Annotated in this window: 13 protein-coding genes; 11 read left to right on the forward strand and 2 right to left on the reverse strand. The window is 62.0% G+C overall.

Annotation, left to right across the window (positions count from 1 at the left end; translation table 11 throughout):
• The first annotated feature begins 50 nt into the window (after positions 1-50).
• From AC1DVN_RS05445 to AC1DVN_RS05475, 7 genes are all read left to right on the forward strand, one after another.
• Positions 51-1382 carry an MFS transporter gene (locus tag AC1DVN_RS05445; protein ID WP_029254645.1) on the forward strand — a complete coding sequence of 444 codons (1332 nt, stop codon included), beginning with the start codon at positions 51-53 and terminating at the stop codon, positions 1380-1382.
• Positions 1383-1428: 46 nt separating this feature from the next.
• Positions 1429-2622, forward strand: a complete 1194-nt coding sequence (locus AC1DVN_RS05450) for an anhydro-N-acetylmuramic acid kinase (protein ID WP_020906499.1) — start codon at positions 1429-1431, stop codon at positions 2620-2622.
• A complete protein-coding gene (locus AC1DVN_RS05455; protein ID WP_042950990.1) occupies positions 2619-3494 on the forward strand; it encodes a MurR/RpiR family transcriptional regulator in 876 nt (291 codons plus the stop codon). The genes AC1DVN_RS05450 and AC1DVN_RS05455 overlap by 4 nt, the downstream gene beginning before the upstream one ends.
• 71 nt (positions 3495-3565) lie before the next feature.
• Complete coding sequence (gene murQ, locus AC1DVN_RS05460) at positions 3566-4483, forward strand: N-acetylmuramic acid 6-phosphate etherase (protein WP_020968668.1); 918 nt, start codon at positions 3566-3568, stop codon at positions 4481-4483.
• Entirely contained in the window at positions 4484-5263 is a 780-nt protein-coding gene (gene nagB, locus AC1DVN_RS05465) for a glucosamine-6-phosphate deaminase (RefSeq protein ID WP_020968669.1), read from the forward strand.
• A 91-nt stretch (positions 5264-5354) separates the two neighbouring features.
• Complete coding sequence (locus AC1DVN_RS05470; protein WP_477993610.1) at positions 5355-6770, forward strand: FAD-dependent oxidoreductase; 1416 nt, start codon at positions 5355-5357, stop codon at positions 6768-6770.
• A gap of 84 nt (positions 6771-6854) precedes the next feature.
• Entirely contained in the window at positions 6855-9152 is a 2298-nt protein-coding gene (locus AC1DVN_RS05475; protein ID WP_153211322.1) for a serine/threonine-protein kinase, read from the forward strand.
• Between the two features lie 27 nt (positions 9153-9179).
• On the opposite strand, the gene AC1DVN_RS05480 is transcribed toward AC1DVN_RS05475, so the two are convergent.
• On the reverse strand, positions 9180-9488 hold the full coding sequence (locus AC1DVN_RS05480) for an amphi-Trp domain-containing protein (RefSeq protein WP_024487387.1): 309 nt from the start codon (positions 9486-9488) through the stop codon (positions 9180-9182).
• Between the two features lie 73 nt (positions 9489-9561).
• Between AC1DVN_RS05480 and AC1DVN_RS05485 the strand changes: the two genes are divergently transcribed.
• The 4 genes from AC1DVN_RS05485 (at position 9562) to AC1DVN_RS05500 (ending at position 13230) form a co-directional block, all read left to right on the forward strand.
• The gene (locus AC1DVN_RS05485; protein ID WP_037119238.1) at positions 9562-9894 is read left to right on the forward strand and encodes a hypothetical protein; all 333 of its coding nucleotides are present in this window, start codon (positions 9562-9564) and stop codon (positions 9892-9894) included.
• A gap of 116 nt (positions 9895-10010) precedes the next feature.
• Complete coding sequence (locus AC1DVN_RS05490; protein WP_020906505.1) at positions 10011-10454, forward strand: Fur family transcriptional regulator; 444 nt, start codon at positions 10011-10013, stop codon at positions 10452-10454.
• Between the two features lie 36 nt (positions 10455-10490).
• Positions 10491-12713 carry a catalase/peroxidase HPI gene (gene katG, locus AC1DVN_RS05495; RefSeq protein WP_378666042.1) on the forward strand — a complete coding sequence of 741 codons (2223 nt, stop codon included), beginning with the start codon at positions 10491-10493 and terminating at the stop codon, positions 12711-12713.
• Between the two features lie 79 nt (positions 12714-12792).
• Complete coding sequence (locus AC1DVN_RS05500; protein WP_477993624.1) at positions 12793-13230, forward strand: NUDIX domain-containing protein; 438 nt, start codon at positions 12793-12795, stop codon at positions 13228-13230.
• A 17-nt stretch (positions 13231-13247) separates the two neighbouring features.
• On the opposite strand, the gene AC1DVN_RS05505 is transcribed toward AC1DVN_RS05500, so the two are convergent.
• Positions 13248-14099 carry a universal stress protein gene (locus AC1DVN_RS05505; protein ID WP_142005990.1) on the reverse strand — a complete coding sequence of 284 codons (852 nt, stop codon included), beginning with the start codon at positions 14097-14099 and terminating at the stop codon, positions 13248-13250.
• Positions 14100-14161: the final 62 nt, after the last annotated feature.

A 14161-nucleotide genomic window follows, 5' to 3' on the forward strand; every position in this document is an offset into this window, starting at 1 on the left:
GTTCAGATGAAACTTTGTTGCATATTCGGGTTTCGTCAACGGAGGACGGCATGGGCATCACAGTGCAGACACGGAACGATGGTGCGCAGCTCAAACGGCGCAGGGCGCTCGTCGCCGGCTCCGTCGGAAATTTCATCGAGTGGTACGAGTTCGGTGTGTACGGGTTCTTCGCGACGATCATCGCGTCGAACTTCTTCAGCGCCGACGGCTCCGGCGACCTCGAAAGCCTGATCAAGACCTACGCGTCGTTTGCGCTGGCCTTCTTCTTCCGCCCAGTGGGGGCCGCGCTGTTCGGCCGACTCGGTGACCGCATCGGCCGACGCCCCACCTTGGTGATCGTTCTTCTGCTGATGTCGGGTGCGACGACCCTGATCGGTGTGCTCCCCACCTACGAGAGCGTCGGAATTCTGGCACCGCTGCTCTTGACGGTTCTTCGGATCCTCCAGGGACTGTCGGCCGGAGGCGAGTTCGGCGGCGCGGTGTCGGTGATGACCGAGTTTGCGCCCCCGGGACGACGCGGACTGTACGGGTCGTGGCAGTCGTTCACGGTCGCGCTCGGATTGCTCGCCGGTGCCGGAATCGCGGCGCTCCTCGCGACAGTTCTCGACTCCGGTCAGCTCAACGACTGGGGCTGGCGCATCCCGTTCCTCCTTGCACTTCCGATGGGCCTGGTTGCCCTGTGGCTCAGGCTCCGACTCGAAGAAACGCCGTCGTTCGAGCGTGCCCGCGCAGTCCAGTCCGAACCGACAGTTGATGCGGCGACGCCGGTAGCGCAGCCGACCGTCGGCGAGACCGCCAGGGCGATCCTGCTCGGCATCGGTCGGTTGATGGGCTGGTCTGCGGCGGGTTACACGTTCCTCGTCGTGATGCCGACTTATCTTCAGAGTTCACTCAACGCGACATTCCATCAGGCACTGGTTGCTTCGGTACTTGCCAATGCCGGCTTCGCGGTGACGATTCCGCTCGCGGGCGGGCTCAGTGATCGCATCGGGAGACGCGCGGTCATGCTCACCGGCACCGTTTTGATCTTGGTCCTTGCGTTGCCGCTGCTCAACGTCCTGCAGAATGAGCAGACGTCTCTGACCGCCAAGGGATTTGCAGTGTTTGCCGCCGGCGCCGCAGTGGGACTTGTCGCCGGACCCGGACCCGCCATGCTCTCCGAGATGTTCCCCACCTCGGTCCGGTACACCGGATTAGGACTCGCATACTCCCTGTCCAACGCGGTCTTTTCGGGCTGCGCCGGTCTGATAATCACATGGCTGATCAAGGAAACTTCCAATCTCGATATTCCGGCCTACTTCGTGATGGCAACGTGCGCCGTCAGCGCGATCGCTTTGAGTACCTTGCGAGGAAATGCCCACAAGCGGGCACTCGTCGACTGACCGCAGCTTGCCCGAATGCCGAAACGATCCGAGTAAGGGAAATTTCATGAGAGTCATCGGCCTGATGTCCGGTACTTCGTACGACGCTATCGATGCTGCCGCAGCAGATATCCGGATCGACGGGGACACTCTTGTGCTGACCCCACTGGGAATGGTCAGCGAACCATATTCCGGTGAGTTGCGGGCAGCGGTGGCCGCTGCGGTACCGCCTGCGTCCACCACTGTCGGTCAGATCTGCCAACTCGACACCGAGATCGGGCAGGCATTCGCGGCCGTGGCTGCGCGGGCGAACGCGGAACTGTGTGGCGGCAGTGCGGAATTGATCTCCTCACATGGGCAGACGATGTTCCACTGGGTCGAAGGAGCGCAAGTAAAGGGCACTCTCCAACTCGGGCAGCCGGCCTGGATAGCCGAGAAGACCGGATGCACCGTCGTGTCGGACCTGCGCTCTCGCGACGTGGCGACGGGTGGACAGGGTGCACCATTGGTCAGCGCGTTCGACGTATTGTGGCTCAACGGAAGAACTTCGGGTTCCGTCGCGCTCAATCTCGGTGGCATCGCGAACGTCACTGCTCCGGGTGGCGGCGGTACGACGGCAGATGGTCCCGCAGTACCGATTGCCTTCGACACCGGCCCGGCAAATGCGCTGATCGACGCGGCGGTAAGCGAATTCACTGCGGGGGAGCAGTGGTTCGACCTCGGTGGCGCTCTGGGTGCAGCCGGCACGCCGAACGTCGATCTGCTCGCACATCTACTGAGCGAACCGTATTACACGCAGCCCGCTCCCAAGAGCACGGGCAAAGAATTGTTTCATCGGGACTATCTGCTCGCCGCTCTGCGGGGCTACGAGTCGTTGTCTCTGGCAGACATCGTCGCGACTCTGACTGCACTTACGGCCCGGACCGTCGCCGATTCCGTCAAAGCACTCGCGGCCACCGAAGTGGTGGTGTCAGGTGGTGGCACCAAGAATCCGACGTTGATGGCGATGCTCCGTGACGAACTGGGCGACATCGCGCTTGTCTCTTCGGACGAACTCGGAGTCACCTCCGACATCAAGGAAGCATTGGCTTTCGCGGTTCTCGGCTTCCTCACCGCACACGGATTGCCCGGCAGTATTGCGTCGTGCACCGGTGCGCGTCACGCCAGTGTGCTCGGATCTTTGACGCCAGGAAGCCGTGGGCTGCCTAGAATCACATCGGTGCCGTCAGCTCCGAAAACGATGCGAATCGAGGCGTTATGACTTTGGACCGGAGTGCTCCGGCGTCCGTCGACCTGCTTGCTCGTATTCGCGCATCACTGAGCAGCCTCTCACCTGCCGAGCTGCGGATCGCCGAAATCATCGAAGCCGACCCCAGCCTGGCGTCCACACTGACGGTCAACGATCTTGCCGAACGAGCGTCGACAAGCACGGCGACAGTGGTCCGCACAGCCAAAAGGCTCGGTTTCGAGGGGTATCCCCAGCTTCGTCTGGCATTGGCGGCCATCAGCGGTTCCGCGTCAAGTGATTCGATTCCACTCGGTGTGGACATCGTTGCCGCCGACTCTGCCAGTGAAGTCATGGCCAAACTCGCAGAGTTCGAATCCGAACAACTTAAGGGCACAGCACAATTGACTGACCCTGTTGCACTCGAAGAAGTGGTGTCGCGGATCCGATCCGCCCGCCGGGTCGAGGTGTACGGCATCGGCGCGTCAGGCATCGTCGCGCAAGACCTCACGTTGAAGCTCTCGCGGATCGACGTCAACTGCCGGGTTCATCTCGACCGAGACGCGGCGATGGTCAGCGCCAGTTTGCTCGGGCCGGACGACATAGCAGTGGGAATCTCGCATTCCGGCGAGACTTCTGATGTGGTCGAACCGCTTGCCCTTGCCCGTCGTACCGGGGCGTCGACGGCCGCGATCACCGGCGGGGCGCGGTCGACGCTCGCTGTGCAGTCACACCACGTTCTACTCACTGCCGGTAGAGAATTCGGTTTCCGGTCGGCAGCAATGGCAAGCCGCACCGGCCAGCTGTTGGTAGTCGACACAATTTTTGCGATGGTCGCGCACTCGCTGCCGAGCGCCCTGTCTGCGCTGCAACGAAGTCATGATGCCATTGCTTCGAAGCGTCACTGACGAGGAGTCGTCGCTGTGATTACTGACGAGGAGTCGTCGTAGTGAAATTTGATCGAGGAGGACTCGCCACAATGCAATTGGACATGCTGTCTACCGAGAGACCGAACCCTCTCACCCGCGATCTCGACGTCATGTCGGTGTCGGATCTGCTGACGGTGATGAACCAGCAGGACGCAATCGTGGCCGACGCGGTCGCGGCGGTGTTACCGGCCATCGAAGCCGCAGTCGATTCGATCGTCACCGCTCGGGCACAAGGTGGTCGGCTGATCTACCTGGGAGCTGGGACCAGTGGGCGTCTGGGAGTGCTCGACGCGGTGGAATGCCCTCCGACTTTCGGGACCGATCCAGGCGAGGTGATCGGAATCATCGCCGGTGGCCCGGGAGCGTTTCTGAACGCCGTCGAGGGAGCAGAGGACGATCCGCGAGCGGCTGGGGCCGACCTCGACGCAATCTCGTTGAACGCCACGGACGTCGTGGTGGGTCTGGCGGCGAGTGGTCGTACTCCCTATGTCATCGGGGGACTCGACCATGCCCGCGCACTCGGCGCCGCAACAGTGGCAGTCTCGTGCAACCGAAATGCGGCAATGAGTTCGCACGCCGGAGTGGCCATCGAAGTGGAGACCGGCCCCGAGATCCTCACCGGATCGACGAGGCTCAAGGCCGGGACTGCACAGAAGATGGTGTGCAACATGCTTTCGACGGCAAGCATGGTCCGTTCCGGCAAGGCGTTTCACAACCTGATGGTCGACCTTCGGCCTACCAACGCCAAACTGGTCGATCGTGCAAACCGGATCGTCGCGGCAGCCACCGGAGTGGATACCGAGATCGCTTCGGAGACCATCGAGAATGCCGACGGTCATGTGAAGGCAGCGGTCGTCATGTTGTTGGCCGAATGCGACTTCGCCGAAGCAACCGAATTGTTGGATCGCGCTTCGGGTTCCGTACGCGAGGCCATCGTCGGAGCCGGCAAGAGCAGAGAGGAAGCCTGAATGGAAATCGTCATAGTTCCCAGTCCGGAAGACGGCGGGCGAATCGCTGCCGACATCGTTTGCGGCGCAATCGAAAACGGAGCGCGGACGCTCGGCCTCGCGACGGGATCGTCACCGCTGCACACGTATCGGGAGCTGATCAAGCGGCATCGAGAATCGGGAGTGTCGTTCGCGGCGATGAGCGCGTATCTTCTCGACGAGTACGTAGGTCTCACGCCCGATCAGCCGCAGTCCTACGCGCACACCATCCGCACGGAACTCGTCGATCACCTCGACATCGACAATGCGCGAGTGTTCAGCCCCGACGGGGGAGCCGCGGATCCCAGTGAAGCTGCACGGCGTTACGACGCTGCCATCGTCGACAACGGTCCCATCGACGTGCAGATTCTCGGCATCGGTCTCAACGGGCACATCGGCTTCAACGAGCCGTCCTCCTCACTCACATCGCGTACCCGAGTGAAGACCTTGACCGAAAGGACCCGCGCCGACAACGCGCGGTTCTTCGCAGACCCAGCCGATGTGCCGCATCACGTGATCACGCAGGGTCTCGGAACCATCAGTGATGCAAAGCATCTTGTGCTGATTGCGGAGGGGGCGCGCAAAGCCCCCGCGGTCCGGGCTGCGATTGAAGGTCCGGTGTCGGCGTTCTGCCCGGCATCGGTACTTCAGTTGCATCCGCACGTGACAGTCGTCGTCGACGAGGCAGCGGCCGGTGAACTCCAACTGGCGGACTTCTACCGCTACACAACCGAGCACAAGCCGGCCGAGCAGGGTTACTGAAAAGCGGGTTACTGAAAAGCGGGTTACTGAAAAGCGGGTTACTGAAAAGCGGACTTGATCTCCAGCGCAGTTGAGGTCCTAGCCTCGGGGCATGATCAACGCTAGAGGTTCAGCGGTATCCCCGCCGGCGGCGCCCCGGATTTTCTCACCACCGCTCAGGGTCGCGATCGTCGGAGCAGGGCCGGCGGGAATCCACGCTGCCGGCGCTCTCGCTGAACTGGCTCCTGGCACCAAGATAGACATGTTCGAGCGTCTACCGACGCCGTACGGACTCGTGCGCTACGGTCTCGCCCCAGGGCACGCCGAGTCCGAAAAGTTCGTCGATTCTCTACACACCGTGCTGGTCGCCAGTGACTTCCGGCTGTTCTGCAACGTAGAGATCGGAAAGGACCTTTCCGTCGAGGACCTACGTTCTTCCTACGACGCGGTGATCATTGCAACCGGTGCGCCGCGGGATGCACTACTCGACATTCCAGGCGTCGAGCTTCCCGGTTCATTCGGGGCCGCCGATTTTGTCGGTTGGTACAACGATCACCCCGACGCCCCCCAACATTGGCCCCTGCACGCCGAGTCGGTGGCAGTGATCGGCGGCGGCAATGTCGCGCTCGATGTCACGCGGATGCTCCTCGCCGAGGCGCAATCGCTGCAGGCCACGGACGTCTCCGACGAAGTTCGGGAAGGGATCGCCGGCAGTCGCGTTCGTGAAGTACACATCTTTGTCCGGCGCGGACCCGCCGACGCTCGATTCTCCCCGAACGAGTTGCGCGCTCTCGGTGAACTACCCGGCGTAGATGTTGTCGTCGATGCTGCCGATGTCGCGCCGGACCGGCATATCGAGCGGATGACAAAACAGTTGGTGCACACCCGACTGGCAGTCGAGACACTCCGTAGTTTCGCGGACACTGCACCTGCCGACCGAACTGCCCAGCGTCGAGTTCACCTGCACTTCTACCGACAGCCCGTGGAGATTCTCGGTAACGGGAAAGTCGAGGCACTCCGCGTCGAGCGGACTGACCCCGACGGCTACGGTCACGTCACCGCTTCGGGTGTCTGTACCGACTATCCGGTTCAAGCTGTGTACCGGGCAATCGGATTCCTCGGCACGCCACTTGCCGGGGTGCCCTTCGATCACGGGCGCGGCATAGTTTCGCACCGGAGCGGCGCGGTGGTCGACGAGAGCGGTCTACCGATCGCGGGCTTGTTCGTGACCGGTTGGATGAAGCGCGGTGCCGCGAGGCTGATCGGTGCGGCGCGGCCAGACGCCCGCCAAACAGTCGAAACGATGCTGCGCCAACTTGATTCGTTCGGCGGGCGCCGAGCAGATCGCAGCCGGATCGAGGAGGTCCTCGCGGCCGGCGATCTGTTTCCCGTCGATTGGGAAGGATGGCTTCGTATCGATGCCGCCGAAAAGGACCTCGGTGTCGAGCACGGACGTCCACGCGTCAAGATCGGTGACCGCGAAGAACTCGTTCGTATCGGCACGAAGTCGGCAGTTCACGCCGAATAGATTCGCTGGGGTCAGAGGTACCGCCGGGGTTACGCTGAAATGAGTCGCCTCGATTCATCGTGCTCGAGGTGCGGAGCAGAACTCATGAATGAACGTGGTGCGCAGGCCAGTGACGCGACAGTCGCGAGCGGGCCCCTGACCGAACGGGGCACCGTCACCGAGTTGCGCCTGTCCGCACTGCCGGTAGTGCGCGGCGAATCGAACGATGCCGACGGTCTCGGGCGCCTGGTCGGGGACTGGGAGGCGGGACGAACCCCGTCCGATCTGAGCGAATATCTGCCCGATCCAGCCAAGATTCGTCGGGGCGCGCTGATCGAACTGGTCGGAATCGACATGGAGTACCGCTGGCTGAAGAATGACGGTCCGAAACGACTCACGGAGTATTGCGCCGAGTACCCGGAATTGCTCGAAGAGCCACTACCGGCCGAGCTTCTGTACGAGGAGTTCCGGCTGCGGAAGCAGGGCGGGGAGGATGTCGTAGCGGCCGAGTACCTCAGCGAGTTCCCTTTGCAGGCAGAGGGTTTCGAGCGGTTGTTCGACCGTGATTCGATGGCCGGCCGCGAAGACGTGATGATGTTGGGGCTCTCGGGTTTCGACGAGTTCGAGATCGGGCAGCGCCTCGATGATTTCGAACTGGTGTTGGAACTCGGGCACGGTGCATTCGCCCGAGTGTTCCTGGCACGGCAACTGTCGATGCAGCGGTGGGTTGCGTTGAAAATCTCGCGCAACGTCGGGGTCGAGCCGCAGACTCTCGCCCAACTCGACCATCCCAACATCGTTCGTGTCTTCGATCAACGGCTGCTCGAGGAACGCGCACTGCGAGTTCTGTTCATGGAATACGTGCCAGGCGGGACCTTGCTCGACGTGGTCAAACTTGTCCGCGTGACACCGCAGGCTCAGCGGTCCGGACAACTACTTCTCGACGCCATCGATCAGACCCTGGCGAAGAAGGGGGAGATGAAACCGAGCGAGACGAGTTTACGTAACGAGATCGCAGCGATGTCGTGGCCGGAGACCGTGGCCTGGATGGGAATGAGACTGGCCGACGCCCTCGAGTACGCGCGTGAGCACGGCGTACTACATCGGGACATCAAGCCGGCGAACGTACTTCTCAGTGTCGAAGGCATTCCCAAACTCGCCGATTTCAACGTCAGTTCGAGCGAGGAGGTTTCGACCGAGGATGCTGCCTGCTTTGTCGGAGGCTCGCTTGCCTACATGTCTCCAGAGCAGTTGGAGGCCTGTGCCGTGGGGTCTCCCGGCAAACTCGACACCCGTAGCGACATCTATGCACTCGGCGTGATGCTGTGGGAACTCCTCACCGGGAGTAGGCCTTTCACGGACGACGGCACGGGGCAGAACCCACCGTCGCCCAAGAAGGCGCTCGAGGCACGCCGGCGTGGAGTGGATCCCGCGGCCGAGGCCCGGTTACCGGACGACTGCCCGCCGGCGCTGCGCCGAGTACTGGTGAAGTCTCTTTCGCCCGAGAGAGACGGAAGGTGGTCTGGCGGACGAAAGCTTGCCCGTCAGTTCGCACTGTGTCTGGACCGGTCTGCCCGGAACCTGGTGGACCCACCGGAAGGGAGCCCGCGTTCGACGTTGTGGAAGTGGGCACTGCCGATTCTTCTGGCCGCGATCGGAATTCCGAATCTCCTGGCGGCGGGCTACAACTACTACTACAACAAGATGCTGATCATCTCGGGACTCTCGCCGCAGGCTCAGCAGCACCTCGAGCAGGTTCATCTGGTCATCGGGGTGGCCGCGTTCTCGCTCGGTGCCGCGGCGATCCTGTATTGGTGCCGGCTTGCGCTCACTGTGCCTCACGGACTGCGTCACGGTCAGACGTACAACGCGGAGGTCTTGAACAAAGCGCGTACCGCGACGCTGAACGTCGGACACCGCGCGGTGGTGATCGCATTCGGTCTGTGGGTCCTGGCCGGTATCGCATATCCAGTTGCGTTGCAGATTGCCGCCGGAGGTATTCCGCAACGAGCATACGTGCACCTGATGTCGTCGCTGGCAGTGTGCGGCGCCGTCGCAGTCGCGTATCCGTTCTTCATCCTGACGTACTACTCGGTTCGATGTCTGTATCCGATCTTGTTGTCACACGGCGAGTTACGAAGCGACGACGGACGCGATATTCGCTCGTTGGGTCGGAGCAGCACGCGTTACCTCGCAGTCGCGGCGTCGGTTCCACTGGTGGGAATCGCGGGACTCAGTTTTGTCGGTTCCGGGGCAGGGGAGGAACTCAACGCAACCGTCCGTGCGCTGTGTCTGGGCGGGATCGCGGGCTTCATCGTTGTGTATCAACTGTTTCGACGGATCGAAAGTGATCTCCGAGCACTGCTGCGCGTTGTGTCTCTCGAGGTGTCGGCGTCTCCGTAATTGCCTGACAACCGCACCCGGGTTGGCCTATTTGGCAGTGCTCTTGCGCGGTCGGCTGCGACGAACTGCTTTGGTGGGCGGCGGAGACTTCTCTTCTGATTCTTCCTGAGGGTCGTCGCGCCAGTGAATCTCGATTTCTATCTCGACCTCGTTGCCGTCGACTTCGATCTCGAGTTCCCACCGAACCTGTTCCGGAACACTGATTTCGATCGAGTCCCCACCCGACCCCAGTTCCACTTCCGATCCACTGGCGAGGGCCTGGCCGAGGGCGATGAGTCGGTCGGCGACTTCCTGCCGTGAGAGTTGTGACTTCCTCTTGATCTCCAATTTGGGCACGATCACTCCTGACCTCGGCGGATTCTCCCCTTCACCGTAGTTGGAACAAACGGAAGATTGTTACCTTTGGACGATGTCGACCCGCTACCACGTCACCTCCGCCTTGAACCGTGCGTCGATCCAGCGGTATGGATTGGACTGGCGCCGAATGGGCTCAGCTCGCGGAATCGCAGGAAGTCTACGAGCAGAGCAGGAGGGATGCTTCCTCGCCAGCGACGAGGGCGAACGGGACTGGTTTGTCAGAATGAACAACACCGGCGGCGCGGTTGACGTATGGGAAGTCGACGGTATCGACGCTGCATCTCTTGTTCAGTCGCCGGAGGGGCACTACTACTTCCCCGGCGTCATCGCCGCCGCTGAACTGCGACTGGCGCAACAAGACCTACCCCCAGTTCATCTCCCATGATTCCCGGGCCCGTTCGTCCTGTTCGGAGCGCTGACGAATCGGTCGGCAAATCCGCGTAGGCGAGGATTTTCGCGAAAGTCTGGGTTCAGTCCAGAAGATTGCGCAATAGTGGAAAGGTGCCTTCGACGCCGGATTATGCAGCCCAACTGCGTAACGCTGAGCTTCGCGTGACTCGTCCCAGAGTCACGGTGCTCGAGGTTGTGCATGCACGCCCACACGCAGCCACCGAGACTGTCTTCGATGCTGTGCGGGCTGTTCTGCCAGGGGTGTCGCGGCAGGCGGTCTACGACGTGTTGCACGCTCTCACCGACGCCGGGCTGATCAGGCGGATCCAACCGTCCGGATCGGTGGCGCTGTACGAGTCTCGCGTCGGTGACAACCACCATCACGTCGTCTGCCGGTCCTGCGGGGTCGTTGCAGATGTCGACTGTGCAGTCGGAGAGGCACCGTGCTTGACGCCGTCGGCGCACAACGGCTTCGTCCTCGATGAAGCCGAGGTCATCTACTGGGGCCTGTGTGCCGACTGTTCGACAACTCAGAGTTTGCGATCACACCCGTGATCGAAGTCCGTTCTACTCGCTCATGGAGGGATTACCGTGTCCGATAGTTGCCCGGTTGCTCACGATGGAAACACCGCGAGCACCAGCGAAAGTGAAAACCCCGCGATCCCGTCTCCGACACCGACCGGGAATCGTCCGAGAACCAACCGGGACTGGTGGCCGAATCAGCCGGATCTCTCTGTCTTGCATGCGCATTCGTCCAAGTCGAATCCGATGGGAGCCGACTTCGATTATGCGCAGGAATTTGCCAAGCTCGACGTCGAGGCGCTCAAGCGCGACGTCATTGCCTTGATGACGGCGTCGCAGGATTGGTGGCCGGCCGACTACGGACACTACGGCGGACTCTTCGTGCGTATGAGCTGGCATGCTGCCGGCACCTATCGCATCGCAGACGGCCGCGGCGGTGGCGGTCAAGGCGCTCAGCGTTTCGCCCCGCTCAACAGTTGGCCGGACAACGCCAGCCTCGACAAGGCACGTCGCCTGCTCTGGCCGGTCAAGCAGAAGTATGGAAAGCAGGTTTCCTGGGCCGACCTGCTGGTGTTCGCAGGCAACTGCGCTCTGGAGTCGATGGGGTTCAAGACCTTCGGCTTCGGCTTCGGCCGAGAAGACATCTGGGAGCCCGAGGAGATCTACTGGGGTCCTGAGGACACCTGGCTCGGCGACGAGCGCTACAGCGGAGACCGTGAGCTGTCCGGACCGCTCGGCGCAGTTCAGATGGGCCTGATCTACGTCAATCCCGAAGGACCCAACGGACAACCGGACCCGGTAGCGGCCGCCCGCGACATCCGAGAAACCTTCGCTCGCATGGCGATGAACGACGTGGAAACGGCCGCGCTGATCGCCGGCGGCCACACCTTCGGCAAGACACACGGTGCCGGTCCGGCCGACCTCGTCGGACCCGAACCGGAAGGCGCACCCGTCGAGCAACAGGGACTGGGCTGGAAGAGCGCCTTCGGTACGGGCGTGGGTAAGGACGCGATCACCAGTGGTCTCGAGGTCGTGTGGACTCCCACTCCGACGAAGTGGGACAACACTTTCCTGGAGATTCTGTACGGATACGACTGGGAGCTGACCAAGAGCCCGGCGGGTGCGTGGCAGTGGATCCCGAAGGATGGCGCGGGGGCCGGCACGATCCCGGATCCGTTCGATTCGACGGCCGGACGTACTCCGACGATGCTGACCACCGACCTCTCCCTACGCCTGGATCCGACGTACGAGAAAATCACACGGCGTTGGCTCGATCATCCCGAAGAATTCGCTGAAGAGTTCGCCAAGGCTTGGTACAAGCTCCTGCATCGCGACATGGGACCGGTCACGCGCTACCTTGGACCGTGGGTTCCCGAACCGCAGTTGTGGCAGGACCCGGTTCCCTCGGCCGATGATCAACTGATCGGGGACGCGGACATCGCGATCCTCAAGAGTCGACTTCTCGATTCCGGGCTGTCCGTCTCACAGTTGGTATCGACCGCGTGGGCGTCGGCCGCGAGCTTCCGCAGCACTGACATGCGCGGCGGCGCCAACGGTGCTCGAATTCGCCTGGAGCCGCAGAAGAACTGGGAAGTCAACGAGCCCGCAGCCCTCTCCGCGGTGCTTCAGACCATCGAGCGAGTTCAGCAGGAATTCAACCAGGCTGGTGGAGCCAAGGTTTCACTTGCCGACCTGATCGTTCTGGGTGGTACAGCGGCAGTCGAGCAGGCTGCGAAGAACGCCGGACAAGACATCACGGTCTCGTTCACGCCGGGACGTACGGATGCGACTCAGGAGCAGACAGACGTCGACTCGTTCGAGGTACTCGAACCCCGGGCCGACGGATTCCGGAACTACCTCAAGGGAGGGGAGAAGATTCCGGCAGAGATTCTGTTGGTCGACCGCGCGTACATGCTGTCGCTGACCCCGCCCGAGGTGACAGTTCTGGTCGGCGGACTTCGCGCACTGAACGCGAACTTCGGCAAGACCGGCCACGGGGTGTTCACCGACCGTCCCGAGACGTTGACCAACGATTTCTTCGTCAACCTTCTCGACATGGGTACCGAGTGGAAGCCGTCGAAGACGGATGAGAACGTCTACGACGGGGTTGATCGGGCGACTGGAGATCCGAAGTATACGGCAACTGCGGTCGACCTTGTTTTCGGATCGAATTCGCAACTGCGCGCACTCTCCGAGGTGTACGCCAGCGGAGACGCGAAGCAGAAGTTCGCCGAGGACTTCGCTGCCGCCTGGACCAAGGTGATGGACCTCGACAGGTTCGACGTCAACTGATTCAGCAGATTAGCCGACGGCGCCCCGCGAGCTTTGTTCTCGCGGGGCGGATCAATTTGCGCTGGTACCAGCGGTGTACGTGATGTTTCGTCGAAGCAACCCGGCGCAACGGCCGGAGGTGCTGTTGCAGTTGCGTGAGGGCACCGGTTTCATGGACGGATACTGGGCTCACGCTGCTGCGGGACACGTCGAACTGGGGGAGTCGGCACTCGATGCGGCTGTCAGGGAGGCCGCGGAAGAACTTGGCGTGGAGCTGCTTTCCTCGGAACTGAAGCCACTCACCGTATTGCATCGCCGACATGCGGAAGGGTTCGACCCGGTGGATCATCGAGTGGACTTCTTCTACGAATGCCGCACGTGGTCGGGTGAACCACGCCGGATGGAGCCGTTGAAATCTGCAGATCTGCGGTGGTGGCCGGTTGACGAACTCCCGGAGAAGTTGGTCGACCACGAGCGTTTCGTGATCGAAGCCCACCACGCCGGTCAGCTCGCACCCATCCACAGTTACGGCTTCTGACCGAGCGAGGATCCAATTCAGGCTTCGCTCGCAACGATGACCGGGCAGTGAGCTTTTCGAATCATTGCACTGCTCGTGGTGCCGAGAGCGGTGTCGTCGAACGAACCTCGGCCGCGCCGGCCCACGACGAGAAGCCTTGCTTCGGTGGAGAGTTGTTCCAGAATGGCAACCGAGGGGCCGTCGAACTCGATCTGTCGGATGGTGACGCCGGGGTAGAGCGTGGCCCAACCTGACAGTTGCCACGTCAGCGGCGTCGAATGCTGGGGCGCGTGCCCGGCTTCGAAGTTTCGACTCAGCTCGGCCTCGGGCGGGGCGGCGTGCACGACGACCAGTTCGGTGTTCGCCGCCTCGGCTTCCTTGAATGCAATGGCCAGAGCACTTTCGCTGTAGGCGCTTCCGTCCAAACCGACGACAACGGGAAGATCAGCCGTAGCCTGGCTTTCACACGAAGTTCCGACTGTTGCGAATGAACATGCCGGGGCGGGTGCAGTGAGATCGTCCTGTTGAGTGACGATCAAGGGGTTGACGATCAAGGCGGCCTCGGACGTCAACGCGGTGAGGATTGCGGTGTTCTCCCCGGAGATCAGATCGGTCCGGATCCGAAGATCTGGCGACACCGACTCTGCGATCTGAATGGCTTCCATGAACAGGCCGGTCGGTGATGCCGAGGTATTTGGATCGCCGGTGTTCGGATCTGCGGTGTTCGGAGCTACGAAAACTATTCGCATCCAGAGACTGTGGCGATGCGCGAACTCGGCCGCCCACGTGATCACGTCGGTGCGCAGCGGGGATCCATCGATGCACACGACGACCGCTCCGTCTGCGGACCACTCCGAGGTGAAGACGTCAGTCGAAAGTTGGGAGGTCATTCCGAGCTCCTCGCGTTATGTCTGTCGAAGGTTCTGCTGAATGCGAACTGGCTTGCAGGACA

The organism is Rhodococcus sp. P4_E4, assembly GCF_056401575.1.

What these genes read in the sequence shown, in the direction of transcription:
- AC1DVN_RS05445 (WP_029254645.1), top strand. Translation starts at nt 51, where the DNA reads ATGGGCATCACAGTGCAGACACGGAACGATGGTGCGCAGCTCAAACGG.
- AC1DVN_RS05450 (WP_020906499.1), top strand. Translation starts at nt 1,429, where the DNA reads ATGAGAGTCATCGGCCTGATGTCCGGTACTTCGTACGACGCTATCGAT.
- AC1DVN_RS05455 (WP_042950990.1), top strand. Translation starts at nt 2,619, where the DNA reads ATGACTTTGGACCGGAGTGCTCCGGCGTCCGTCGACCTGCTTGCTCGT.
- murQ (WP_020968668.1), top strand. Translation starts at nt 3,566, where the DNA reads ATGCAATTGGACATGCTGTCTACCGAGAGACCGAACCCTCTCACCCGC.
- nagB (WP_020968669.1), top strand. Translation starts at nt 4,484, where the DNA reads ATGGAAATCGTCATAGTTCCCAGTCCGGAAGACGGCGGGCGAATCGCT.
- AC1DVN_RS05470 (WP_477993610.1), top strand. Translation starts at nt 5,355, where the DNA reads ATGATCAACGCTAGAGGTTCAGCGGTATCCCCGCCGGCGGCGCCCCGG.
- AC1DVN_RS05475 (WP_153211322.1), top strand. Translation starts at nt 6,855, where the DNA reads ATGAATGAACGTGGTGCGCAGGCCAGTGACGCGACAGTCGCGAGCGGG.
- AC1DVN_RS05485 (WP_037119238.1), top strand. Translation starts at nt 9,562, where the DNA reads ATGTCGACCCGCTACCACGTCACCTCCGCCTTGAACCGTGCGTCGATC.
- AC1DVN_RS05505 (WP_142005990.1), bottom strand. Translation starts at nt 14,099, where the DNA reads ATGACCTCCCAACTTTCGACTGACGTCTTCACCTCGGAGTGGTCCGCA.